Below are 22,314 nucleotides of genomic sequence, written 5' to 3' on the forward strand. Positions count from 1 at the left end.
GTTTAATCCTGATGTTTTTCCAAAAGCGTGCGCCCGGATAAAAAGCAAAAAAAAACCTGACTCCATTGCCGCCACGCAAGGCAACAATGGAATCAGGTTTCGCTCAGTTCTCTACTGATTACGTCCCGGAAACCCTTATAACGAATCAGACGAGGCGGCTCAAGCCTTCAAAACGGGAACTGTGATGATAATCATGGATGTGTGATCAGTGCCCCGATAACCGTGCAATCCCTTGCAGGGTTATACATGTATTTTTTGCGACGGGCGGAAATATTTTACCGGGAACATTGACATACAGCAGAGTAAAAGAATGTTGAATTTAAATCCTTTATCTATATAAAGGCCATCAAGAATTAATCACTAAGCTGTTGCGTTTTATTTAATAAATAAGAATTATTCCGACTCACTAAACAGGCTTGCTTTAATAAACCGGACTCTAATTGCAAATCAGGTTCGAAACACAACTGATATATATATTTTTCCAGCAAAGAAGGCGCGGATTGCTCGCCAAAACAGCATGCAGGTTCGCACCCATCACTACAGGCCAGACACTTCTCATAAGCCTCGATTAACACCCAGCCCTGAACCAGCGTCAACACCGGAGCAGACTGTAACTCCAGCAGGCAGTCACTGACATAAAGCGAGTAGGCTTCAAGTGCTGTGCGGCTTGTCGCCTCCTTGTCACGCTTTTTTAGCAGCCGCCATATGCGGCCAAAATGACGGACGTGTATCCGGTGAGTATGATCCAAAAACCACGCTTTTGTGAAAGGAGAGCTGCTGTAAGTATGCTTATCTCCTTCATTATCAGCGAATATATTGCAGACGCCCCTGTTCGCTAAAAATAATACCAGAGACATCTTTTGCAGTTCAGAAATATAAGATTTATTCATTGCGTCACAAAAGAATATAAGAATTTACTGTAGCACCCATAATCAATAATACATTTTACATGAAACTTTGCCACAAACATTTCAATGATACTTAATAAAAATTTGTTACCCGTATCCCAAAAACAATACTTAAATAAAACGCAAACTAATGTTTTCTTAATAAATAGACCTAAAGCGGAACATACGAGCAGAGTTTGTACAAACCTGCATGAGTGTGAGGGTAATTGCACGGGCATTCAGCAAATGCCCGTGATGACGGAAAGGCGGCTCCGCTGAGCTTCTTAAAGCTGTTTGCGCAAAAAAATCCGGCTGGTTCCCTCAGGCAGGCAATCAATCCGGCCAAACTCTTGCCAACCATTTTTTTTATAAAACTCAGGGGCCTGGAAACTGATGGTGTAAAGAAAACCAGAGATACAGCCGCGCTTTCTCCCTTCCTCTTCGAACTGCCGTAGTAGTGTTTCGCCTAAACGCTGCCCACGAAGTACTGGCGGAAGATAAACCAGATCAATAAACAGCAGTCCCAGTGACGTACGACCAATCATCCCGCCAATCACTTCACCAGTATTCGCATCTTTAACCAATACGCTCAAAGGCTTACGATCGCTGATACCGGTGATCTCATCATTAAAAGCATTCAGGCCTTGTTCCACCGGAAAAAAATTTGCCGCGACAGCCTGGTCTGAAACGCTGACCACGTAATTTGCCATGATCTTCCCCACACGAAAGCACTCATAGATTCCTTGATTTGCACCAATAAAGATGAAAATTCAGTGCTAAATCCCCGCTAAAGCTTATTTAAATCAGACCGTTATCTTTATTAACAACTTTCTGCTCAAAGTCAGGCTACCGGCGTGTTCACTGAAAGAACCGCTCCGCCGGATAAAACGTTGTAAACAGAAAAAAGAAGGAAAAAAAGTGAAAATTAAAGCATTAGCGCTCAGTGCACTCTCTGTCGCCCTGCTGGCCGGATGTGCGGGAACCAGTACGCACCCGGTAAAGGCCACCAACGGTACAACGCTTGAGGTTGCCACCATTTTTAGCCCGCCTGAAATGAATAACAATCGCTACCCTGATGTAAAACTGCGTGAAGTGAGCCCTGCCCATGCTGGCGCCGGTATGGGGCTTTCGTTACTCAGCGCCGCGCTTGGCGGCGGCGCGGGCAGTGGCGATGCCTTTGATAAAAATAGCTACAAAGGCAACGCGATAGATTCTATGCCGGAACCGACATCGCACTATTTAAGCCCAAAAGCCGAAGTGAAAATTCGCGAATGGCTCGATAAACAGGGCGGTAATTATGTCTACAAACAGCCGCTGTATATCGCAGCAGCACAGTGGTCGCTGGTCTACACAGATATGTCTGCGGGAAACAGTAATTATGATCTGGCCTACCGCGTGTTGTTCTATAAACGTGCAGAAGATGGCAATATGCTGAGCACGTTTGTAAAAGCGGAATGTGCACCAACGGCGAAAACCGCGCCGCTGGCCGACTGGCGGGCAAATAATTACCAAAAAGTGACGCAAGAAACGCAGAAAATGATGGATGCGTGTCTGCTTGAGCTGGAAAACCAACTGCCACGACTGTTGAAGAAATAATCTGAAAAAGCCGCAAATAACTGCGGCTTTTCTTCCACTCTGTATTGATGCCTCTGGTTCGAGCCAGACAGCAGTGTTATACCATTGCTGACAGCAATAAATAGCATGCTAATGATGGCACGGATGGCCATACGCATCGGTTATTTAGTCAGAGAGGGATTTTCAGATGAGCAACTCTATTTTTATTTCCAAAAGAATGCGCAATTTCATTTTACTGGCGCAGACGAAAAGCATCGCCAGAGCGGCAGAAAAAATACACATGACTGCGTCGCCGTTTGGCAAAAGTATTGTCTCGCTGGAAGAACAGATTGGTTATCCGCTCTTTACCCGCAAAGATAACAGTATCCGTTTGAATAAAGCCGGGCAGGAACTTTATCAGAAACTGTTCCCGGTTTATGAGCGCTTATCGGCAATTGAAAATGAACTTCACTCTTCCGCCCTGCGCTCGCACAAAATCGTTATTGGCGTCGACAATACCTATCCCACCATCATTTTCGATCAACTGTTAAGCCTGGGCGATAAATATGACAATATCAGCACCCAAGCCATCGAATTCAGTGACAACGGCGTGATTGACGACCTGCTTGGCCACCAGCTTGATTTTATTATTTCTCCTCAGCAAGTTTCCCCGCGTGTTCTGGGGCTGGAGAACCTCACGGCTACCGAGTTACCTCCGCTGCGTCTGGGTTTTTTAGTTTCCCGCCGCTACGAGCAAAAACAGCCGCAGGAGTTGCTACGAGAACTCCCATGGTTGCAGATGCGTTTTCAGAACCGCGCGAATTTTGAAGCCATGCTCGATTCTCACATGCGCCCCTGTGGGATCCACCCAACCGTTATCTACCGGGCCTACAGTTTTATGGCGAAAATCAGCGCGGTGGAACGCGGGCAGTTTCTTACCGTGATCCCCTATTTCGCCTGGCATCTGGTTAACCCCACTACACTGCGATATTTCGATGCGCCAAACGGACCGATGTATATGCAGGAATATCTCTATTCACTGAAAAACCATCGTCATACCGCCGAAGTCTGTCTGTGTATTAATGACGATCGCGACGATTCGTCCGGTTTAGCCGAGCATCGATCCTGTGTTCAGTAAATTCGTATGCAATTCGAATACGCGGCTAAGATCGTGATGAAGATGCCCGCCGGGAGCCGTTTCCAGGTAATGATGAAGGTAATCCCGATAGAGTGGGTGTGCGCAGTTATCAATAATGGTGCGGGCGCGCTCAATTGGCGACAACCCGCGCAGATCGGCGATACCCTGCTCCGTAATGATCACTTTGACGCTATGCTCGCTGTGATCAACATGGCTGCACATCGGCACAATGGAAGAAATTTTTCCCTCTTTAGCAATCGAGGGGGCCATAAATACCGATAAATAGGCATTACGCTCGAAGTCTCCACTGCCACCAATACCATTCATCAGGTTAGCGCCCGCGACATGCGTTGAATTGGCGTGTCCGTAAATATCAAATTCCAGCCCGACATTCAGCGCTATTACTCCAAGACGGCGGATGATCTCCGGGTTATTGGAAATCTCCTGTGGTCGCAAAACGATACGCCCGGCGAAAAAATCCATATTGTCGTAAATGTTGCGCAGCGTATTGTCGGAAACGGTCAGGCTGGATGCGCTAACACCGAGGATTTTTCCTGCGGCAAGTAAATGCGCTACCGACTCCTGCAACACTTCGGAATACATCATAAACGCAGGGATGTCCGGGCTTTCACCGAGCCGCGCCATCACGGCATTATTGATATTGCCTACGCCGCTTTGTAACGGCAGAAATTCGCGCGGAATACGCCCCTGTGCCATTTCATGGAGCAGGAACGTCACAACATTGTCGGCAATTTGCTGGCAGACAGGTTTCGCGCCATCCAGCACGTTACCGGCATCCGGTAATTCGGTGTCCACCACCGCCACAATCTTTTGAGGTTCCACCTGCACATAGTGCAAGCCAATCCTGTCCAATGCGCTAAAAATAGCGACACTGTGGCGATACGGCGGTGCGCCGGGCGTAGCGATATCGGCAAATTCAGCCACCCGCGTGCTGTGGTAGTGATTAAGCTCAATGATGATTTTTTTTGCTTTGCGCAGCCAGGTCGGCGCGTTGCCAATCCCACTGGAAAGCCAGATTTTGCCATCAGATGTCAACGCCGAGGCTTCGATCACTGCGATATCAATCTCGCCAAAAAAGCCGTAGTTCACCATCTGAGCAACTTCACTCAAATGCAGATCAACAAACTTAACCTGCCCCTGGTTAATTTTTTGCCGCATTCCCGCCGCAGATTGATACGGCGCGCGCCAGCTGACCGCTTCCGCCTCCGATAAGGCATTATCAGCCGCCGCGCTAATAGACGCGCCAGTGAGCAAACGGATTTGAAACGGTTGCTGCATTTGATGCAGCTCCCGTGCTCGCCGAGCGATGGCGGCGGGAAGCGCTTTGGGCGAACCTGCGGCAGTAAAACCACTGAAAGCAACCATGTCATCGTGGTGGATGAGTTCTGCCGCTTCGTCGGCGCTCAGCCGGGGCCATGATTGTTTCATTATCGTCTCCGTTAATTAGCGTCCAAGGAAGTTCGGTTTGCGTTTTTCCATAAACGCGCTCATTCCTTCCTGATAATCCCGGCTGTCATAAACTGCGCGACGCATCCCCTGAATACGCTCAAACTCATCCGAATTCATGGTGTGTGCTTCACCAAGCACGCGTAGCTCTTCTTTAATTACCGCAATAGCAAGCGGTGCTTTTTCCGAGATCTGGTGCGCCATCTGCAAGGTGAAATCTTCCAGATCGCTGGCGTCAACAACATGATTCAGAATGCCAACTTCCCGCGCCCGCTGCGCCGTGATGGGGGCCGCAGTGAAAATCAGCTCTTTAACGATATGGAACCCGGCGTCGCGCGTCAGGTTATGAATGCCGACCAGGTTATAAGGAACGCCGAGATTAACGGGCGTCATAGAGAAAGTTGAAGAGCTGGCGGCAATGATCAAATCGGAACTCATGATCATTTCAAACGCCCCTCCCCAGACGCTTCCTTCCACCATGGAGATCACGGGCTTCGGATATTTTTGGATCATGCGGGTGATCTGGCGCAGCGGGTCGTCATAAGAGAGAGGATCGCGCCGCCCCGAAGGCAATTCGTGGATATCATGCCCGGCGGAGAAGACTTTCGCACCGTGCGGTGCACGCAGGATCACGCAACGGATCTCCGGCTTGTTAAGGTCCTCCAGCGCCCGCATCAAATCATCGATAAATACTTTACTGAGCGCGTTAAGCTTGCGTGCGTAATTAAATTCAATGACAGCCACTTTTTGAATAATGTTTACAACCACATACTCATACGACATATCAATTCCTTTTTACCGTGCAAAATAGTGATGCTGAAGGTATTCACGGATGTGCTGTAAACCTGTACGCGGTGCTTGCTGATGATTTTTCACCTCATCTAGCGTTTTGTTGAAATCTTCACGGAAAGCGCGGTGGGCATAAAGCTGACGCACCGCCTCTTCTTCAACCTGTTTTCGTAGCCACGTCACGGTCTGCTGCTGGCGCAATAACTTGAGATAACCACTTTTTGTCATCACGTCGTAGAAATGAATAATTGCCTGCCACACATCCTCGATGCCGCGCTTTTCCAGTGCGCTACAGCTCAACACCGCTGGTCGCCACGGCGGATATTTGTGGCGAACGATAGCAAGCGCGCTGTCGTAAATTTGCCGGGCGATGGCAACTGCTGCGCGGTTGTCGCCATCATCTTTGTTGATAACAATGATATCGGCCATTTCCATGATGCCTTTTTTGATGCCTTGCAACTCATCTCCACCACCAGCGATTTGCAGCGAAACGAAGCAATCGACTATGCCTGCGACCTCCGTTTCAGACTGGCCAACCCCGACTGTTTCCACTATCACCACATCGTAATTGGCGGCTTCGCACAGCAGTATCAATTCGCCAGCGTGCAGGCTGATCCCCCCCGTAGCGCCGCCGGAAGGCACAGGCCGAATAAACGCCGCATCGGCTCTGGCCAGTTCCGTCATACGGGTTTTATCACCCAGCAAACTGCCGCCGCTGAGTGGACTGCTGGGATCGACCGCAATAACCGCCACCCGCTTTCCCTGGCCAACGAGCATCATGCCAAAGGTATTAAGAAAGGTACTTTTTCCGGCTCCGGGTGTCCCGGTGATACCAATGCGTATTGCCCTACCTGTCGCCGGCATAATCGTGTCCAGCAATTGCTGGCTCAGCCTCTGATGCCGTGAAAGCTGGCTTTCCACCAGCGTCATAGCCTGTGCAAGCGCGACGCGATCGCCCGCGCATAACCGGCGAACGAATTCATCAAGGGTTTGTTCATTAATCATGGCGCTGACTAATCCGCTTCAATACATCGCGCACGCTTTCCAGCATCGGCGTACCTGGGCCATAAATCGCTGCCACGCCACGTTCACGCAGGAAGTCATAATCCTGTGGCGGGATCACGCCGCCAGCAATCACGCAAATATCCTCACGACCATATTTTCTTAGCTCATTAATTAATTCGGGAATAAGCGTCTTATGACCTGCCGCCAGCGACGATGCGCCAACCACATGCACATCATTTTCCACGGCCAGCCGGGCAATCTCTTGCGGTGTAGAAAACATAGGGCTAAGATCGACATCAAAACCCACATCGGAATATGCGCTGGCAATGACTTTTGCCCCCCGGTCGTGCCCATCCTGCCCCATTTTCGCAATCAAAATGCGCGGACGACGACCATGCTCAGCAAGAAAGTGTTGTGTTTGCGTAATGATAGCGTCGAATTCCGCCGCCGTTTCGCTGTCCTGCTGATAGCTTTGCGTGATCACCCCCGTTACGCATTGGCTGGGAACAAGGTAGCGGTCAAACGCCGCTTCCAGCGCACTGGAAATCTCACCAAGCGTCGCACGCAATCGCGCGGCATGAATCGCCGCAGCGAGCAGATTTTCGTTGTGTTGGGCGGCATGAGTCAGCGCTGACAGCGCATTGCGAACGGCAGCGGAATCACGTGTGGCGCGGATCTGTTCAAGTGCGGCGATTTGCTCGTTACGCACCTTCACATTGTCGATTTCCAGTACCGGCGTAACGGCTTCTTTATCAAGCTTGTATTTATTAACACCGACAATGGTACGTTTACCCTGGTCGATAAGAGATTGCTCGCGTGCGGAAGCCTCCTCGATCATGCGTTTTGGCAAGCCCGATTCGATAGCCTTTGCCATCCCTCCGGCATCATCAATCCGACGGATGATTGCCCGCGCCTCTTTTATAATTTGATCGGTCAGAGATTCGACATAATAGGAACCGCCGAGCGGATCGACGGTGCGGCAAATTTCCGCCTCTTCCTGCAGGATAATTTGCGTGTTACGCGCAATACGCGCCGAAAAATCCGTCGGTAGCCCCAGGGCTTCATCAAACGCATTGGTGTGCAGAGACTGAGTGCCGCCAAGCGTCGCTGCCAGCGCTTCAATGGTAGTGCGAACAATGTTGTTGTAGGGATCCTGTTCTGTCAGGCTCCAGCCGGATGTCTGGCAATGGGTGCGCAGCGCCAGCGATTTCGGATTGGTCGCGCCAAACCCGCTAACGGCTTCGCTCCATAGATAGCGAGCTGCGCGCAGCATGGCGACATTCATAAACAGATCCATGCCGATACCGAAAAAGAAAGAGAGGCGCGGCGCGAAGTCATCAATTTTCAAGCCTGCGGAGAGCGCGGCTTTTATATATTCAATGCCGTCCGCGAGGGTAAACGCCACTTGTTGAATACAGTTAGCTCCCGCTTCTCCCATATGGTAACCGCTGATGCTAATCGTATTAAATTGCGGCATATTGGCAGAGCACCAGGCAATAATATCGGCAATAATCCGCATCGATGGCTTAGGTGGATAAATATAGGTATTGCGGCAGAGATACTCTTTTAAAATATCATTCTGAATAGTACCGGTTAATTTTTCAGGAGGAACGCCCTGCTCTTCCGCTGCAACAATATAAAACGCCATGATAGGTAAAACCGCACCATTCATCGTCATCGATACCGACATTTTATCCAGCGGAATATTGTCAAAGAGTATTTTCATATCTTCCACAGTATCGATAGCGACACCCGCTTTTCCTACGTCGCCCGCTACGCGCGGGTTATCCGAGTCATATCCCCGATGAGTTGGCAGATCAAACGCAACGGAAAGCCCTTTCTGCCCGGCGGCAAGATTACGCCGGTAAAACGCGTTCGACTCCCTGGCCGTTGAAAACCCGGCGTACTGGCGTATCGTCCACGGTTGGGCGGTATACATTGTGGCACGCGGCCCGCGAGTATAAGGCGGAAGACCCGGTAGCGTGCCGGTGATTTCCAGCGCGTTCAGATCGTCAGGAGTATATAAAGGCTTAATCGCAATGCCCTCTGGCGTCAGTTTGACCAGCGATTCAACGCGTTTTCCCTTGCGACTGAGCTCTTTATTCGCGACATTTTGCCAGTCAGACATGGTAGCCATAAATATCTCCGTTATTCCAAATCAATAACTCACTGGGAAGAAATAGTAATTTCCACTATCAACATTGTCGCCAGCAAAAAAAGACCTGCGGCGATTCATTTTTTGCCGCAGGTTAATATTCTGATTTTCTATCACGCGCCAATTAATAGCGTGGGCACGTCGCTTATTTAATATTTATGGGAAAAGAATCGCTCAATCGTTTCCTGTACATGCTCATCAGGATTTTCTGCAATATCCCCTTCTCCAGCGCCATGACGTATATAGTGATTTTGCCCGTGAATCTGCGGGAAAGCGGGTGCCGCCGAACTGGCAGTCGAGGCGAACGTCAAAAGAAGAAAAAACCAGGCTACGCTTAACTTTTTTCCCATCATGCCTATACCTTTCAAGAGAGAGTTAACAGGCAACATACTGAAAGAGAAAGCGTCAGAAAGTGTCAGGGATGTTCAAACCTGTTCCGGCAGTTGTAATTAGCCGTGGGAAATGAAAGAGAGAGGAAACAATAAAAAACCGCCCTCAGGCGGTATGTTTACAGGTCAGACTCTAACGCATCCTGAATCGCATCGGCGAGAGTGGCGACTTCTTGCGAGACGTTACGTAAATCCATCTGGCTACGAATGCCCGCGTTGGCCGTGGTTGCCGAAACCGCCGCTTTTGAAATTTCCAGCGCTGCCTGTACAGCTAATAAGCGCTTTCTGTTTTCTACCGCCTCATCCCCTGTCGCGCCATCAAGATCAAAATATCCTTCTAACATTACTTTCTCCTTCGGATTTACCAGCAAAGGCCAAGCATACACAGTTAAGCGAGGGGATGAAAACGTAAACGCGTGCGAGCAGCCTCGTATAACGACGTTATGGCGAGTGTTTGAAATAGACAACATGGCGCATAGCATAACGATAAGAAGGGTTATCGGACGAGGGATCAGGTTTTGTGAGCGTCGTAAAGAAGATACCTGCCGAGTAGCAGCACTGAAAATACGAAAACGTGAAGATAAAGAGTGCGATCACAGCGCCGGTGTTGTTGTCCGGTTGTCCATCTGCTTGTGATGTGGTTTGAGAAGAAGCGTTTCTCGCGCTGCGCGTTAGCTAAAATCCGGGCAAAAAAAACCGCTCGGACAGAGCGGTAGAAGAACATCACCAGGGAAAATAGGGTTAACGATGATAGCGCGTTAACTATAGTTACTTTCTGTCGCTCTGCCAGTTCAAAAAGCATTAATTAAACCAATTACATAGAGAGCCAATATCTATCAGAAATCGATTACAAATGAGAACAATCTCATTGCCGTCAGGTTAATAATTAGCAAACTAATAAACGTAACGAATATGCATTTGCATCCCTCAGGAGCAGCCCGGATTTCCTATTCCTGAGGGTCTTTTCTTATCAAGATAATTCCCCTTTTCTCTGAAATGAAATAACGTACAGAAAAGTTATATCCTCCCGAACGGCTCCCTCTGCGGCCAACGCAAAAAACCAGCGGCAGCTGCAAGTTTGCATTAGCGGCTTCTTTTCCCTCCTATTACAGGCCCGTTATTTTCTACATCCAACGGCCATTTCAGGGGTACTCAACCATGCAATTCGTCGGCTCGATACAGGCAAAAAAATTTTTATTTGTGGCCTTGAAAAAACCGTTGCAGGAATTATTTATATAAGCGGACAAGCAAAGCTTGCCTTTAAGTTGAACTTTTGAATGGATTATTCAGGAGGTTAAGTTATGGCACTCAAAACCTTGTCAGCACTCCCCGGTTTCACTGACTCTGTTTTTGCTGACCGCTTCAATCGTATCGACCGGCTTTTCAGCCAGTTAACCGGCGACTCGCCGGTGGCATCATTACCTGCTTATGACCTGAAAAAAGTCGATGCAAGCAATTATCAGTTACACGTAAGCGTCCCTGGCTGGAAAGAAGACGAACTCGAAATCGAGACCGTCGGCGGGGTATTAAATGTATCAGGTAAACGCGCGGAAAATGAATCTCATGATGAGCAGGGCTGGATATACAAAGGTATTCGCCGCGCGGATTTCCGTCTGAGCTTTTCGCTTCCGGAACATACTAAAGTGAGCAACGCAAAACTTGAAAATGGCATATTGCAGGTGTCCATTTATCAGGAAATTCCCGAGAGCGAAAAACCACGCAAAATTGCCATTGAAAATACACAAAAAGCCATTGAACATCAGGCTTGATAGCTTTCCTTTTTTCTTTACGGCCCGCGCATGCGGGCCTTTTTCTTACCCTGGCTCTGATACGCTGTTTTGCCGACACGTATAAACTTTTCGCAGAACGTATAACCAGCAGGACGTCGTTGCAATTCATTACTGTGGCGGGCCCATCATCGAGCGACAGCATGAACAAGCCACACGATTCTGGCGCTGTGGCAAAGGAGTACGGGCAATATGTTCAGGGATAGTGTATGGTTGCAGGCCATTTATCAGGAAATACTCTATGCCACAACGCAAAGACTCAAAAAACAATCGCAACTTCCTCACCAAATGCACCTGCCCGCATTGTTCACAACAGTCAGAACACAGCTTCTCCCGAGTCCAGAAAGGCGCAGCGTTAATGTGCCCGCACTGCAGTAAGATCTTCCATCAGGACAAGGCCGCTTTCGCTTAAAACCGAGCTACGTTGAGAAACCGGTCGAAATATCAGGGCCGGTTATCAACCTGGGCGGTCCTGACAAGCAAAAGTCACGGCAATCATTTCGGCCTGAATCACGCCAGCATAATTGTGCAGCAGTAACCGCAGGCTGGCATGCAAAGAGCGTTGGTATGGGTTAAGCCGCAGAACTGTCCAGACACTTCATCAACCGTGTGGTTGTTACCCTCATTAACCGTATTGCTCACACCACAAAGCGTATCAGCCGTCACCGTATAAGCATCGCACTCACTTTAAGCCGCGTAGAATCTGCTCTCAATGTTGTCGCCCCAGTCGTGATTACCGCATCAGTAGGTGCCGTTGGTGCCTTATCAATAACGCTTTGAGTATCAATGAATTCAGCCAGACACCTGGCCAGCCTGATGCCGGAAGGATGTATAACCACGACAAAACTATTTCATCCTTCATTATAGAAATCTCGACCATAATATATTCAGGGGTGATGTGGCTAATAACAGGGGCACTTATGAAAAACTTAATACTCAGTGTGATTGCAAAAATCTCGAAAATGGATGCGGAAGCCAAGCTACTCGCAGCTAAAGTGGAAGCTCAGTCTTTACTTATCGGAGCATTACTGCTGACACTTGGCAAAAACGGTGGCATGAATGAAATGCTTGATAATGTAAAAAAAGCAATTAATGCAGCGCTTGATGCGGCTGATATTCCACTGAAATCAGACGCAGAATTACTGATGAATGAATTTAACAATCTTATTCAGTTAACTCAGTTGCTTGAAACAAACGACGCGGAAATTGATATAGAAGCGTTAAAGGGCGCGTCCGATAAAATTTAACGCAATTCGTTTATTAATCATAAGGCTGGAAAAATAAACCTCCGGCCTTTTATTTGCGCTGCCACCGAGCCATCTCTTTACCTGAACCGTTTGTTGTGAACCCAAATGCCCGACAGAGCCAGCCGCAATGCGTAAAGCCTGCCGATGACCAGCGTTTTCTTTCCCCCCCAACTCAAGTAGCTGTTAGCGCAGCTCCCCTTGCAGCCCGGTTAATGGATGAGTGATATTTCGATTCGCTCGCTGAGGGTGAAATCATCCCGCAGATCTGGTTCATCAGCCTTGACCGGGAGAACCTGACATGTCGACAGTGATGCAATCTTCTGACGCTACTCCGACCTGATACGCCGTCCTGATGTTATCCCGATCCGGTTTGGCCGTGGCTCCACTGGTTTTATTTGCCTAACTGAACGATATTAAATATTCATATCACACCGATATTCGCGACAGAACATTCCTTGTTTGTCGGTGAGCGCCACAGTATTTCTTAAGGAGAGGTTATGAAGCCAGTAGAAGACGCGATTAATGACCTGCAGTGTCGTGCTTTAGCGTATGAAATCATTTTTCAGTCCATTTGCTCAGAGTTGCCGCAAGTGTTCATCGAAAAAGCCGCAGAGAACATTCAGCTTAACTTCAAAGCATTTGAATCTGGCACGCATTCTGAAGCAGGGAAAGCAAAGCTTGAAGCAGCGAAAGCGATTGCCTCGAGAATTATAGGAGCAAAGATTTAACCTCTCTCCCAGACTGGATCCTAAGGTGGAGGGGAAGTCACCATCCTTTCTTCTCCGCTTTTTCTCTTGCTGTGTTGTCATGGTTGTTATGGTCAGAAATGGGGATTCGCGCACTCAAAGGCAGGAAACAGGCCTGCTGCTTCACTGACCCGACAGTCCGAAATAAGAGCGTCCATGATAGCCGCGCATGCAAGTTTGAACGCCATCAAGGATTTTCAGTTCGATACCTTAGATGCATGGACTAACGGGTTGACCTGCCCCCGGAATTAGATACAACCTTCAGTTAGTAATATCGGTTGGTTTTTCTTCATATTTCCTGTTTCGCCAGTCCGTTGCGAATTCAGCTGGTGTCTGGTAATCCAGCGATGAATGGGGACGACACTCGTTATAATCCTGCCGCCAGTCATTAATCGTTTTCCGGGCATGAAGAATATCGCTGAACCAGTGTTCATTCAGACACTCATCGCGAAAACGTCCGTTAAAACTCTCAATAAATCCGTTCTGCGTTGGCTTACCTGGCTGGATAAGCCGTAGTTCCACACTATGCTCGAAGGCCCATTGATCGAGCGCGCGGCAGGTAAATTCCGGGCCCTGATCGGTTCTTATTGTCGTCGGATACCCCCGAAACAACGCGATGCTGTCCAGAATACACGTGACCTGAACGCCTGAAATACCGAAAGCAGCGGTGATCGTCAGACACTCCTTCGTGAAATCATCCACACAGGTCAGGCATTTGATCCTGCGACCGTTGGCCAGTGCGTCCATAACGAAATCCATCGACCATGTCAGGTTCGGTGCATCCGGGCGCAGAAGTGGAAACCGCTCGGTCGCCAGCCCTTTACGGCGCCGTCTGCGTTTTACGCTCAGTCCATTAAGGTGGTAAATACGGTAAGGCGCTGGCGGCTGCTCGGATCGAGCCCCAGCATCCCGCCAAATGATGCTATCTGGCGCATCGCCTCATTGAGCACCGTCAGTGCCGGGTTTTTTATCGGGCCGCCCATTGAGCCAGCCATGACGATCCCATGCACCTGAATATGCTCCTGCGCCTGACGGGAGTTCGAATAGGCGATACAGAACATTTCAAGGTTATGCAGATCGGTGGCGCAGAGAACCTGCTGAGCACAGAGCTCTTTTGAAACCATGCGCCACATCGTCGCGGCGTTATCGTCCAGCCACTCCGGTGGCTCAACGCCAGTGATCGGCGTGAATGAAGGTTCAGTTTTGTTGAGGGCGCGCTTCCCCGGATTGCCCGCCAGCAACTTCCTAGCAACAGGCTTTGCCCGGCGCCCGGATCGCCCCGTCGCTCCAGCCATAGACGCTCCGGTTAATTTTTATATTTCGCGGGTGAAAAAATCTGACTGAGGCGGCGGTCCTTAGCAGGCAGCCCTCTGAACTTTTGACCCGCCCTCCCCCTTGATGAGAATCGATATCATTCACATCGATATAGTTGCAAATGCAATCAATTTGTTGATATCTGTTCTCATTTGAATCTTTCGCGCCCCGTCTTCGAACGGTGACATGACCAGCACAGGGCTTCGAGATTGGTCTGGTCGTCTGTTCCGCCGTTAGCTTTGGCAATGATATGGTCGACTGTCTTTGCCGGTGCTATCAGCCCGTTGCGTTTACAGTTCTGGCACAGATGTTTGTCGCGCTTCAGCACCTCAGCCCTGAGCACGTCCCACTTGCTTCCGTAGCCACGCTGGTGGCGGCTCTGCCCGCGCTGATGCTGTTGCCAGCCTTCGTTGCGGTGCTGGTCACAGTAGCCTGAACGGTCTGTCGTTGTTCCTGAGCAGCCACGCTTGCGGCATGCTCGCGGTATCGCTGCTGGCATTATGCAACCCTCCATGCCCGGCGCCGTTCCGTCCGCGCCTCACCATCGGGATGGCGCTCTACCGGTTCACCGTCAGCATGATCAACCAGTGACCAGCAGGGGTAGACCACCGGCGCACCCCATGCATCACCCAGCGCAAAGTCAGCGGGCTTGCTGCTGTCCCAGCGTGCCAGAACCTTTGGCAGGTGCTGAGACGGGACGCTGTAACACACGCCATGAATAAGCTGCGGTAACGTGATGTAGTCGGCGCGCGTCCTGTCGGCGGCAATCAGCCGTTCTGCAATCTGCGCCTGATACTGTGGAGGGCGGCCAGTGCCGAGGTAAAAACTAATTAAGTCATCAGGCTTGTCATTAAGCCAGGGGATAACCTTATTGATAAACCAAGGCACCGGCAGTGCATCATCCTCCAGCACCACCACGCGACATGGTTGTGCGGAAGCCCATTCGAGTGCCCGCCGGTGATTCCAGTTCGCACCATGATTATCCTCATCAATAACAAGGTGCGCGCCAATATGGGAGGCCAGAGCATCGGCATGCTGACGCCGGGAGTGATGGCCAACAACAACAAATCTCACTTGTGCTGCCACCATGCCACCTCTTTACCCATGCCGTTTGTTTTGAAAACCGTATGCACTGCCGGGCCTGTCACGATGCGATCGCCAAAGCGTTTCGCCACAATGCCAAAGGCCAGCATATCGCCGACGGCTGCCGGTGCTTTCTCTGTCTTCCAGAAGCGGTGACACTCCAGCAGGTAATGCAGCCGCACAATGCCATGAGCAAATGCCATGACATCTTCACGCAGACCGCCAAGCAACCCGGCGTTGAGCATCACATCGTTACGGTGCTGGTCGATGAAGTCCTGATAGATGCGTTCCGGGTGATGCTGCCGCGCCCATGCATCCGCATAGGTCTTAGGCTCGGAGCCAACGTAAACCATGCCCGGCACCATTTCCGACCAAGGTTCCCTCAGCATTTCGACATCGGTACCGTCGGTACACCACACGAAATGATATTCCGGGTGATCACGAAGGTGCTGCCAGATATGCAGCCAGCGACGGAAATAAACGTTCATCGCTACTTCCGGCACATTGACCAGACTGGCACCGGATGGTGCGCTGGTTAGCTGGTCTGCCAAAACCACTGCTTCAGCACCTTTGACTGATGCCGACCAGTGCTCGAGCATGCAGGGTTCTGCCGTCATACGCTCATTGCGTTGCAGGTCGGGCTGGCTGGTTAACAGCGTGGTGATCACCACATCATGTCGCTGGCGGTACTCTGCATAGCCGGTATATCCGGTGTCGCGGCGCTCGTTGTGAATCTTAACGTTGCGCTTCACCTGCTCTTCCCGATCCGGGCGCGGTACCGAACGTTCAACCTGTTCATGCTCGTCCAGCGAATGAATGAGCTTTTCTGAGCCAACCACATCGGCAAACGCCCATGAGGTCAGCCCGGCGTTGTGTATGCGCAGTGCCAGATCAGAATGTTCATACATGCCGCGACCGTAAATCGGATCAAAGCCGCCGACGCGCTCTATCACGCTGCGGTGGTAGTAAAGCATCACGCCGCGCTGGCCGGTGTAAGCCACATGCTTAACGTCGCGGTACAGCACCGCAATATCATTCAGCTTGCGCGCGCCCGCGAGATCGAGGAACTGATAGGCCAGGTGAGGCTCAGGTGAATTGATATAAGGCAACCACCAGCTATCAGCAACCGGCCATGCGTCATCGTCACACAGAAAAAGATGCTCGCATCCAGCATCCATCAGCGCGGCAAGGCTGGCATTCTTCGTTGCCACAATGCCCAGCGATTTTTCGTGCCGGATCAGCTTAACGCCGTCGGGCACCGCTGCTGGTGGCTGTGAACCATCGTCAACGACAACCACCAGCGCGCCAGCGGGAAGATGCTGGAGGTGATGCTTCAGCGACTGGCTAAGCACACCTGCTCGGTTATGGGTGGAAATAGCAATACCGATGCGGCTGGTGGTCGTGTTACAGACAGGCGCATACGGGACACCATCGATAGTGACCTGCATAAAGCTTCCCTTTAGATGTGAGCCAGTCACGTGGGACAGCCGCCCGAGAAAACAGCTTCCACCAGGCTCATGACTGAAAGACTCTCGATTGTTTAGCGCATGCGAAGCGCAATAAAAAAGGCCGCCGTTGCGACCTTAGTTTTAGGTATGAGTGTTAGTGAGGATCGGTAATAAACTGCGGTATGCGGGAATCTATCGTCATGATACTAATAAAGTTGCCTGTCAGGTCAGGAACCTTAACAGTGCGTCCACCGCTCCATTCTTCGTAATGGAAGGGAACCTCAGTTAATTTTCCATCAATGATGACCTGCATCATGGTTGTTTCGTCTATGTTCATAGCGCCGCCTTAAAAAGCCACCAGCGGAAGCCAGTGGCTTTAATGGAATAAATAATTCAATTTAGCTTTATTTTATTTTCATATAAGAAGCTAAAAATAATATCGTATTTCTCGGTATATATCCCAGCAATGTTATCTAAATGCTCATGATTACTACTTTTTGCATGGTAGCCGATAATGTAATCACGGATATATTGAGGTTCAACTAACTTCTCATTTGATAAAATTAATTTATAAATCGATTTATAAAATCGCTCCTCATCCGAAGGGTGATGAGTGTCCCACGTACTAACTTTTAACCACGAATCCAACGGCGACAGATCAGGCATGCTTTATCCCCTTTGTTATCACTATCAGGAATCAAACATTAAACTGATTTTGTCCGTATAAAAAGCATTATCACAGGCACTCAGTGAATGCCTGCTGTAATGCTTGACAAATTTTATCAGTGGTCACGTTCATAAGAGACCGGGAAAGAATGTTTTATAACCCTAGTGGAGCAATGAAAAACTCAAATTTATTCCACAGTGAAGGGTTCAATGCCAAAAGGCCAATCGAAAGAAATGAAAATGCACATAAAGATGCCAAAAATAATAAAACTTTCTTTTTTAATCGACTCCACTTTGAATGAATGAAATATGTAACTAAAATTATTATCACTGTCTGAGCAATATACGGCGTCCATGATAGCGGATACCCAAACATAAAATGGGGAAAAAACAAGATCGCATAATAGCATCGCATTATGAATGTAAGAATACTCCCAACCCCGCCAAACACGCCATCTGTAAAGGAAAGCATGTAGGCTGCTCTGAGCCCAGGAGAAACCAAGCAATAGTACAATATCGCCCATCCGCCTAAAACTAGCGTAGAAAGCATTAATCCATATCCTAAGGCGGCATCCCCTTCAGGATTATGGTTTGCTTTATTATTATCAAACATTGCATTTATATCAGCTATGTTCGCTTCTTCTCGCGAAGAAAACTTACGATTAGAGTTATCACGCTGATTTACTTGCGTACTACTATAAGTCCCATCTTCGTTATTTTTTATAGACATGATGAACCTCGTGAAAGCACAAAATCACAAATATATATGTTACCCGCTTGCCTTCATCATGATAAGTATGTTTTACGAAATAAATGGTTATTGTTTTGAATAAGTCTTTTAAAGCATTAAATAAAGAATAATATTCCAATATATTTTAAATTTTTAAGGATAATGTCTACCAAAGCAGACGCGCTATTCAATGCACTGCTTATTAATGTACCCCTGCAAATAGTCCACCTGATTCGTCACTGTGACGATTTGCTCTCTGAGGGCGAAATAATCCCGTTCAGCGGAGTCATTAAGTCGGGGGCTGGAAGCATCGCCCACGCTGCCGGTGCTGGCCGCTCCGTTCTTTCGACAGGTGGCATTGAGCGGCAACCTATGTTTGCCATCAAAAACATTTAGCTGGCGCGCTTGCAAATGCGCCTTGTGATGAAGGTGGTACAACTAACAAGAGTTTTTTGCTAACCAATCCGCCGCAGAGCGCATTTGTTTAATGGCCTCTTTTTTTGCCAGTTCCTCTAACTCAGCAAGCGTTGCTTCATGCTGGTAAGGCAACTTCAGATACAGAGACACGTTTTCACCACCCGAATCGGGATCGGTATAAATCGTCACTTCTGCATAGACAGTATCGCCCTTAACACGTGTGAAATGTCCAATGTCTATTTCCATAGTTCACTCAAGTAAGATGCATTGAATCATAATTATTCATCACAATGAGCCATGCATAAACGTTGAGCTTCACCGCTATTTAAGGCATTGCTGCCTGATGTAGTCCTGCAAATAGTTCACTTGCCCGGTGATGGTTTCGATTCTGGCCCTGAGACGCCAATAATCCCGCTCAGCGGCTCCAGTAAGTTGGGGGCTGGTTGCATCGCCCATGCTGCCGGAGGTGGACGATTCGTCCTTTGCGCAGGTGGCGTTGAGCTGCAACCGACGCTTACCAGCAGCAACATCGCGTTCAAGCTGATCAATAGTGGCCTGTGCATCTGCCAGTTCTCCGGTGTATTTGGCATCCAGTGTAGCAATATCGCGCTGGCGCACCTGCATGTCGTTGATAGTGGCATTAGCCATGTTGAGCGCCTGCGTTTTTTCGTCACGCTGATTTTTGTACTCAGTGGCGTTATCGCGGTAGTGGTTCACAAAGAACGCCAGCACGGCAATCAGCGCGATAAACGACAACTGAAGCCAGTAACGCTTTAACAGTGCCGCGATCACGATAAGAACAGAGATTTCTCTGCCTCACGGCGACGTGTAAGACCATCCAGCACCTGCCCGCCAGCTTTGTTCCAGCGCGGGAATTCATCGGCGGCGCCGCGGTAATCGCCTGCATTTAGCTTTTTCAGCAGCGTAGAGGTGGAAAGCGACCGGACGCCCAGGTTGTAGGCAAACGACACCAGCGCATCGAACTGGCCCTGCGTTAATTTAACTTTCACCAGCTTCGATACATCGCTCTCGTAGCTCACCAGCCCGGTACGCAACAGACGTTCTGCTGTTTCCTCTTTGATGGTCATCCCGGCGCGTATTGGTTTCCCGTCCACCGGCTGCGCCCAGCCATAGCCGATGGTCCATTTGCCTATAGCGTCCTGATACGCCGTCAGCCGCAGACCTTCAAACTGTTTGATGAGCGCAATGCCCTTATCGCTGATCTGCATTATTCTGGCCTCAGTACGTGAAAAATCCGGGCTACGTTACCGCGCGCCGCGAAAACAGCAGCGCAGATGATGAGATTCATCAGCACGGTTGCCCAGTGGGCATGGAAATAGAAATTGAACATGAAACGGAATGGCACCGTGGCGTAAGCCAGGATAATCAGATAAGCCAGCCATGACGCCCACCAGTTGTGTCGCCCACCGGGCTTACGAAACATCATCAGGCGCAGAACGATAGCGGTACTGGTCACAACGTTGGTCAATACCAGCGGATCACTTGTTACCATTTGTCCCTCCCCGCCACCTTTGCAGCAGCGACAGGGGATCCAGTTCGCTGAAGAAGGTGAGCGTCTTAATCGCCACAGCGGAAAGCAAAACCGCGCCGAGCGCATCAAGCGGTTTGTCGCTGTAATGGGTGACGCTCGCCAGCATTGAGCCCACCAGCCCGGAGCCGTACACGCCAGCGAAGTAAGAAACGATGAAGTAGGCCGAACGGCGGAGAATCGTCAGATCGGCAGCAGTGGCGACATAGAACACGGCACCAGCGAATGCACCGAACACAACGCCATAATCGGTGCCGGTTAACAAGCCATACAAACTGGCACCGGTTAAAGCGCTCGCCGCCGCTGCGGAACCGGAAACAGGTTCGGACATTTAGCCCCCTCGTATATGCTGTGAGTCCTCTCAGAATGAGGGGAATAAAAAGGCCAGCACAATTGGGCAGGCCAGAAGGAAAATAACTATTTTTTGGATTTACAGGGCCATTACCGACAGGCCACCAGCACGATGATGAAAATCACCAGCAGAGTAAGATCCATCAGCACGCCATCGTTCAGCCAGGCGGTTATAATACTAAGTACTTATTTTGGTCTGGACACAATTAAGAAAGGTGGACTTATGAGTTCGGCACTTGAGCAACAGATTAACCATCTGACAACTGAGATAAAAAAACTTAAAGAAGCGCAGTACGTTGCAGAAAAAAACGTCGCTAACCTTGTTGCTCGCTCTGAATTCACATTTGCACTTATTTCTGCACTGATAGTGAAGGGAACTCTTGAGCGGGATGAAGCAATCAACTTCGTAAAACATGCTCCAGTAGAAATCTCTGGCTTCTCTGATAATGTCGAACAAGCCAGAACTGCTTTAATTCAGATACTGAGCTATGCCAACTTCGACCTGTAGACAGTTGAGCTCTGTCCCAGAGGTCTGAAAAGAGGAAAGGCCCGCGTAAGCGAGCCTTTGGATATGGTAAATAATCAAACTAACCGAGAAAGGTTTTCTCGACATATTACTTTTGGATGTTTTCGATACTTATGACTTTACCGTCAGCAATCGTAATTTTTTTCCCAAGGCATTCTACAAAGGCCCTATCACAGGTGTATGAAATACTCCGACTGACTAGCTGTTTTTTAGTATTTGTAGAAAACTGATATTGAGAAACATTGAAACCATAAGCCGCATAAGCTACACATTCTTTATCGCCAACTGAAACATTATGCGACTTTGCCTTTGCGGCCTCTTCTTTTGAGAGAAGATTCATGGAAACTAGCCGATCAGCATTTTCAGGAAAATAAAAACCAGGAGAAAATGATGTCTGAGCACATTCGTGAAAAGCATCATATGTTTTCTCTGCGTTCCATCCACTTTCATATGCGGATGAGGCACAACCAGACACGACAAAAACCACACATAACAACAATTTCTTCATAGAATCCTCCTGCCAATCTTAATCGGCAGGAGTCCGTAGTCCTTTAACGAAAAAACCTCGCCGGAGCGAGGTTTTGAATGCGATAAGCTCGTGTCTAAGTGACCACACTTAACAGGCTAAATAGCTTTTTGGAATTCCACAACCTTTTTTGCCTTCGCCGTATAGACTTGCTCCTTCTGGCATTCACGGTCAATCTCAAGGGTAACGTCGATCATTGCCAGAGCCCCTTCTACAAAACCTTCTCCAGCCTGAAGCCTTTTCAGGATTTGAGTATGAGATACCCCCAGCCTTGACCCCATAGTGCGAACAGGTATCTCCAAAACGTAATACCATTCCAGCATCACGCAGAGCAACGGGTCATGCTTTTTCAGCCGAACCATCGCCTCATTGATAATCAATCCATCATCATCACTGCATGATGGGCGAGACTTTCGGGATGATGGCAGCAGACCTTTGAACCCAGCTGCAACGGGTGCGTAATAAATACCGTTATCGGCACTTGCTGCCCATGCGCCCCAACGTTCAAGTACCATCCGAATATCACGCATTTGAAACCTC

Annotated in this window: 29 protein-coding genes and 2 pseudogenes; 7 read left to right on the forward strand and 24 right to left on the reverse strand. The window is 49.2% G+C overall.

Annotated elements, in window-relative coordinates:
- Window positions 1-353: 353 nt before the first annotated feature.
- Window positions 354-890 (reverse strand): FlhC family transcriptional regulator, encoded by a 537-nt coding sequence (locus tag AAIG26_RS05285; protein WP_343180139.1) that lies wholly within the window; start codon window positions 888-890, stop codon window positions 354-356.
- Window positions 891-1,171: 281 nt separating this feature from the next.
- Window positions 1,172-1,597 (reverse strand): GNAT family N-acetyltransferase, encoded by a 426-nt coding sequence (locus AAIG26_RS05290; RefSeq protein WP_017455739.1) that lies wholly within the window; start codon window positions 1,595-1,597, stop codon window positions 1,172-1,174.
- A gap of 208 nt (window positions 1,598-1,805) precedes the next feature.
- On the opposite strand from AAIG26_RS05290, the gene AAIG26_RS05295 reads away from it, so the two are divergent.
- Together AAIG26_RS05295 and AAIG26_RS05300 are read left to right on the forward strand one after the other, a co-directional pair.
- Complete coding sequence (locus AAIG26_RS05295; protein ID WP_343180141.1) at window positions 1,806-2,483, forward strand: hypothetical protein; 678 nt, start codon at window positions 1,806-1,808, stop codon at window positions 2,481-2,483.
- 166 nt (window positions 2,484-2,649) lie between these two features.
- Window positions 2,650-3,579 carry a LysR family transcriptional regulator gene (locus AAIG26_RS05300; protein ID WP_343180143.1) on the forward strand — a complete coding sequence of 310 codons (930 nt, stop codon included), beginning with the start codon at window positions 2,650-2,652 and terminating at the stop codon, window positions 3,577-3,579.
- Here AAIG26_RS05300 and AAIG26_RS05305 read toward each other — a convergent pair.
- The 6 genes from AAIG26_RS05305 to AAIG26_RS05330 form a co-directional block, all read right to left on the reverse strand.
- Window positions 3,550-5,028 (reverse strand): succinate CoA transferase, encoded by a 1,479-nt coding sequence (locus AAIG26_RS05305; protein ID WP_343180144.1) that lies wholly within the window; start codon window positions 5,026-5,028, stop codon window positions 3,550-3,552. The two genes, AAIG26_RS05300 and AAIG26_RS05305, sit on opposite strands and share 30 nt — an antisense overlap.
- A 15-nt stretch (window positions 5,029-5,043) precedes the next feature.
- On the reverse strand, window positions 5,044-5,829 hold the full coding sequence (gene scpB, locus AAIG26_RS05310) for a methylmalonyl-CoA decarboxylase (protein WP_020456866.1): 786 nt from the start codon (window positions 5,827-5,829) through the stop codon (window positions 5,044-5,046).
- Between the two features lie 12 nt (window positions 5,830-5,841).
- On the reverse strand, window positions 5,842-6,840 hold the full coding sequence (gene meaB, locus AAIG26_RS05315; protein ID WP_343180145.1) for a methylmalonyl Co-A mutase-associated GTPase MeaB: 999 nt from the start codon (window positions 6,838-6,840) through the stop codon (window positions 5,842-5,844).
- Window positions 6,833-8,977: a methylmalonyl-CoA mutase gene (gene scpA, locus AAIG26_RS05320; RefSeq protein WP_343180146.1), complete on the reverse strand. Its 2,145-nt coding sequence runs from the start codon at window positions 8,975-8,977 to the stop codon at window positions 6,833-6,835. The genes meaB and scpA overlap by 8 nt, the downstream gene beginning before the upstream one ends.
- Window positions 8,978-9,144: 167 nt before the next feature.
- Window positions 9,145-9,348 (reverse strand): hypothetical protein, encoded by a 204-nt coding sequence (locus AAIG26_RS05325; protein ID WP_020456863.1) that lies wholly within the window; start codon window positions 9,346-9,348, stop codon window positions 9,145-9,147.
- A 155-nt stretch (window positions 9,349-9,503) separates the two neighbouring features.
- Window positions 9,504-9,728 carry a hypothetical protein gene (locus AAIG26_RS05330; protein ID WP_017455732.1) on the reverse strand — a complete coding sequence of 75 codons (225 nt, stop codon included), beginning with the start codon at window positions 9,726-9,728 and terminating at the stop codon, window positions 9,504-9,506.
- Window positions 9,729-10,685: 957 nt separating this feature from the next.
- Here AAIG26_RS05330 and AAIG26_RS05335 point away from each other — a divergent pair.
- From AAIG26_RS05335 to AAIG26_RS05350, 4 genes are all read left to right on the forward strand, one after another.
- Window positions 10,686-11,153 carry an Hsp20 family protein gene (locus tag AAIG26_RS05335; RefSeq protein ID WP_020456862.1) on the forward strand — a complete coding sequence of 156 codons (468 nt, stop codon included), beginning with the start codon at window positions 10,686-10,688 and terminating at the stop codon, window positions 11,151-11,153.
- A gap of 259 nt (window positions 11,154-11,412) precedes the next feature.
- Window positions 11,413-11,583 (forward strand): YnfU family zinc-binding protein, encoded by a 171-nt coding sequence (locus tag AAIG26_RS05340; protein WP_216848957.1) that lies wholly within the window; start codon window positions 11,413-11,415, stop codon window positions 11,581-11,583.
- A gap of 508 nt (window positions 11,584-12,091) precedes the next feature.
- A complete protein-coding gene (iraP, locus tag AAIG26_RS05345; RefSeq protein WP_020456860.1) occupies window positions 12,092-12,418 on the forward strand; it encodes an anti-adapter protein IraP in 327 nt (108 codons plus the stop codon).
- Window positions 12,419-12,915: 497 nt separating this feature from the next.
- Window positions 12,916-13,146 (forward strand): hypothetical protein, encoded by a 231-nt coding sequence (locus AAIG26_RS05350; protein WP_020456859.1) that lies wholly within the window; start codon window positions 12,916-12,918, stop codon window positions 13,144-13,146.
- A gap of 279 nt (window positions 13,147-13,425) precedes the next feature.
- On the opposite strand, the pseudogene AAIG26_RS05355 reads toward AAIG26_RS05350, so the two are convergent.
- From AAIG26_RS05355 to AAIG26_RS05420, 14 genes and pseudogenes are all read right to left on the reverse strand, one after another.
- A pseudogene (locus AAIG26_RS05355) lies at window positions 13,426-14,037 on the reverse strand (IS3 family transposase); the annotation flags it as partial.
- Complete coding sequence (locus AAIG26_RS05360) at window positions 14,010-14,459, reverse strand: phage terminase small subunit P27 family (RefSeq protein WP_343180147.1); 450 nt, start codon at window positions 14,457-14,459, stop codon at window positions 14,010-14,012. The gene AAIG26_RS05360 and the pseudogene AAIG26_RS05355, both read right to left, overlap by 28 nt.
- A gap of 167 nt (window positions 14,460-14,626) precedes the next feature.
- Window positions 14,627-14,977, reverse strand: a complete 351-nt coding sequence (locus AAIG26_RS05365) for an HNH endonuclease (protein WP_343180149.1) — start codon at window positions 14,975-14,977, stop codon at window positions 14,627-14,629.
- The gene (locus AAIG26_RS05370; protein WP_343180150.1) at window positions 14,977-15,567 is read right to left on the reverse strand and encodes a hypothetical protein; all 591 of its coding nucleotides are present in this window, start codon (window positions 15,565-15,567) and stop codon (window positions 14,977-14,979) included. The genes AAIG26_RS05365 and AAIG26_RS05370 overlap by 1 nt, the downstream gene beginning before the upstream one ends.
- Window positions 15,549-17,009, reverse strand: coding sequence for a glycosyltransferase family 2 protein (locus AAIG26_RS05375; protein WP_343180151.1), 1,461 nt, complete (start codon window positions 17,007-17,009; stop codon window positions 15,549-15,551). Before AAIG26_RS05375 ends, AAIG26_RS05370 begins: the two co-directional genes overlap by 19 nt.
- Window positions 17,010-17,163: 154 nt before the next feature.
- The gene (locus AAIG26_RS05380) at window positions 17,164-17,346 is read right to left on the reverse strand and encodes a hypothetical protein (RefSeq protein WP_343180152.1); all 183 of its coding nucleotides are present in this window, start codon (window positions 17,344-17,346) and stop codon (window positions 17,164-17,166) included.
- A gap of 56 nt (window positions 17,347-17,402) precedes the next feature.
- Complete coding sequence (locus tag AAIG26_RS05385; protein WP_343180153.1) at window positions 17,403-17,675, reverse strand: hypothetical protein; 273 nt, start codon at window positions 17,673-17,675, stop codon at window positions 17,403-17,405.
- 154 nt (window positions 17,676-17,829) lie between these two features.
- Window positions 17,830-18,405, reverse strand: coding sequence for a hypothetical protein (locus AAIG26_RS05390; protein ID WP_343180154.1), 576 nt, complete (start codon window positions 18,403-18,405; stop codon window positions 17,830-17,832).
- A 183-nt stretch (window positions 18,406-18,588) separates the two neighbouring features.
- Window positions 18,589-18,798, reverse strand: a pseudogene (locus AAIG26_RS05395) (lysis system i-spanin subunit Rz); the annotation flags it as partial.
- A 45-nt stretch (window positions 18,799-18,843) separates the two neighbouring features.
- A complete protein-coding gene (locus tag AAIG26_RS05400) occupies window positions 18,844-19,068 on the reverse strand; it encodes a hypothetical protein (RefSeq protein WP_160270632.1) in 225 nt (74 codons plus the stop codon).
- Between the two features lie 75 nt (window positions 19,069-19,143).
- A complete protein-coding gene (locus tag AAIG26_RS05405) occupies window positions 19,144-19,614 on the reverse strand; it encodes a lysis protein (RefSeq protein WP_343180155.1) in 471 nt (156 codons plus the stop codon).
- Complete coding sequence (locus AAIG26_RS05410; RefSeq protein ID WP_343180344.1) at window positions 19,611-20,054, reverse strand: lysozyme; 444 nt, start codon at window positions 20,052-20,054, stop codon at window positions 19,611-19,613. The genes AAIG26_RS05405 and AAIG26_RS05410 overlap by 4 nt, the downstream gene beginning before the upstream one ends.
- Entirely contained in the window at window positions 20,051-20,335 is a 285-nt protein-coding gene (locus AAIG26_RS05415; protein WP_032668529.1) for a phage holin family protein, read from the reverse strand. Before AAIG26_RS05415 ends, AAIG26_RS05410 begins: the two co-directional genes overlap by 4 nt.
- On the reverse strand, window positions 20,322-20,702 hold the full coding sequence (locus tag AAIG26_RS05420; RefSeq protein ID WP_343180157.1) for a phage holin family protein: 381 nt from the start codon (window positions 20,700-20,702) through the stop codon (window positions 20,322-20,324). Before AAIG26_RS05420 ends, AAIG26_RS05415 begins: the two co-directional genes overlap by 14 nt.
- 132 nt (window positions 20,703-20,834) lie before the next feature.
- On the opposite strand from AAIG26_RS05420, the gene AAIG26_RS05425 reads away from it, so the two are divergent.
- On the forward strand, window positions 20,835-21,230 hold the full coding sequence (locus tag AAIG26_RS05425) for a hypothetical protein (RefSeq protein ID WP_343180158.1): 396 nt from the start codon (window positions 20,835-20,837) through the stop codon (window positions 21,228-21,230).
- Window positions 21,231-21,336: 106 nt separating this feature from the next.
- On the opposite strand, the gene AAIG26_RS05430 is transcribed toward AAIG26_RS05425, so the two are convergent.
- Together AAIG26_RS05430 and AAIG26_RS05435 are read right to left on the reverse strand one after the other, a co-directional pair.
- Entirely contained in the window at window positions 21,337-21,756 is a 420-nt protein-coding gene (locus tag AAIG26_RS05430) for a hypothetical protein (RefSeq protein ID WP_343180160.1), read from the reverse strand.
- Between the two features lie 116 nt (window positions 21,757-21,872).
- Window positions 21,873-22,304, reverse strand: coding sequence for an antiterminator Q family protein (locus AAIG26_RS05435; RefSeq protein WP_097400471.1), 432 nt, complete (start codon window positions 22,302-22,304; stop codon window positions 21,873-21,875).
- Between the last annotated feature and the right edge of the window lie 10 nt (window positions 22,305-22,314).

Origin of the sequence: Kosakonia sp. PSU_27, assembly GCF_039409795.1 — a bacterium.
In the GTDB taxonomy this organism is placed as follows: domain Bacteria; phylum Pseudomonadota; class Gammaproteobacteria; order Enterobacterales; family Enterobacteriaceae; genus Kosakonia.

Bases quoted from the DNA above. Each gene is read 5' to 3' on its own strand.
- AAIG26_RS05340 (WP_216848957.1), top strand. From the start codon at position 11,413: ATGCCACAACGCAAAGACTCAAAAAACAATCGCAACTTCCTCACCAAA.
- scpA (WP_343180146.1), bottom strand. From the start codon at position 8,977: ATGGCTACCATGTCTGACTGGCAAAATGTCGCGAATAAAGAGCTCAGT.
- AAIG26_RS05285 (WP_343180139.1), bottom strand. From the start codon at position 890: ATGAATAAATCTTATATTTCTGAACTGCAAAAGATGTCTCTGGTATTA.
- AAIG26_RS05325 (WP_020456863.1), bottom strand. From the start codon at position 9,348: ATGATGGGAAAAAAGTTAAGCGTAGCCTGGTTTTTTCTTCTTTTGACG.
- AAIG26_RS05305 (WP_343180144.1), bottom strand. From the start codon at position 5,028: ATGAAACAATCATGGCCCCGGCTGAGCGCCGACGAAGCGGCAGAACTC.
- iraP (WP_020456860.1), top strand. From the start codon at position 12,092: ATGAAAAACTTAATACTCAGTGTGATTGCAAAAATCTCGAAAATGGAT.
- AAIG26_RS05425 (WP_343180158.1), top strand. From the start codon at position 20,835: ATGATGAAAATCACCAGCAGAGTAAGATCCATCAGCACGCCATCGTTC.
- AAIG26_RS05370 (WP_343180150.1), bottom strand. From the start codon at position 15,567: ATGGTGGCAGCACAAGTGAGATTTGTTGTTGTTGGCCATCACTCCCGG.
- AAIG26_RS05415 (WP_032668529.1), bottom strand. From the start codon at position 20,335: ATGGTAACAAGTGATCCGCTGGTATTGACCAACGTTGTGACCAGTACC.
- AAIG26_RS05290 (WP_017455739.1), bottom strand. From the start codon at position 1,597: ATGGCAAATTACGTGGTCAGCGTTTCAGACCAGGCTGTCGCGGCAAAT.
- AAIG26_RS05385 (WP_343180153.1), bottom strand. From the start codon at position 17,675: ATGCCTGATCTGTCGCCGTTGGATTCGTGGTTAAAAGTTAGTACGTGG.
- AAIG26_RS05420 (WP_343180157.1), bottom strand. From the start codon at position 20,702: ATGTCCGAACCTGTTTCCGGTTCCGCAGCGGCGGCGAGCGCTTTAACC.
- AAIG26_RS05330 (WP_017455732.1), bottom strand. From the start codon at position 9,728: ATGTTAGAAGGATATTTTGATCTTGATGGCGCGACAGGGGATGAGGCG.
- AAIG26_RS05350 (WP_020456859.1), top strand. From the start codon at position 12,916: ATGAAGCCAGTAGAAGACGCGATTAATGACCTGCAGTGTCGTGCTTTA.
- AAIG26_RS05390 (WP_343180154.1), bottom strand. From the start codon at position 18,405: ATGTCTATAAAAAATAACGAAGATGGGACTTATAGTAGTACGCAAGTA.
- AAIG26_RS05360 (WP_343180147.1), bottom strand. From the start codon at position 14,459: ATGGCTGGAGCGACGGGGCGATCCGGGCGCCGGGCAAAGCCTGTTGCT.
- AAIG26_RS05380 (WP_343180152.1), bottom strand. From the start codon at position 17,346: ATGAACATAGACGAAACAACCATGATGCAGGTCATCATTGATGGAAAA.
- meaB (WP_343180145.1), bottom strand. From the start codon at position 6,840: ATGATTAATGAACAAACCCTTGATGAATTCGTTCGCCGGTTATGCGCG.
- AAIG26_RS05335 (WP_020456862.1), top strand. From the start codon at position 10,686: ATGGCACTCAAAACCTTGTCAGCACTCCCCGGTTTCACTGACTCTGTT.
- scpB (WP_020456866.1), bottom strand. From the start codon at position 5,829: ATGTCGTATGAGTATGTGGTTGTAAACATTATTCAAAAAGTGGCTGTC.
- AAIG26_RS05300 (WP_343180143.1), top strand. From the start codon at position 2,650: ATGAGCAACTCTATTTTTATTTCCAAAAGAATGCGCAATTTCATTTTA.
- AAIG26_RS05435 (WP_097400471.1), bottom strand. From the start codon at position 22,304: ATGCGTGATATTCGGATGGTACTTGAACGTTGGGGCGCATGGGCAGCA.
- AAIG26_RS05365 (WP_343180149.1), bottom strand. From the start codon at position 14,977: ATGCCAGCAGCGATACCGCGAGCATGCCGCAAGCGTGGCTGCTCAGGA.
- AAIG26_RS05375 (WP_343180151.1), bottom strand. From the start codon at position 17,009: ATGCAGGTCACTATCGATGGTGTCCCGTATGCGCCTGTCTGTAACACG.
- AAIG26_RS05400 (WP_160270632.1), bottom strand. From the start codon at position 19,068: ATGGAAATAGACATTGGACATTTCACACGTGTTAAGGGCGATACTGTC.
- AAIG26_RS05430 (WP_343180160.1), bottom strand. From the start codon at position 21,756: ATGAAGAAATTGTTGTTATGTGTGGTTTTTGTCGTGTCTGGTTGTGCC.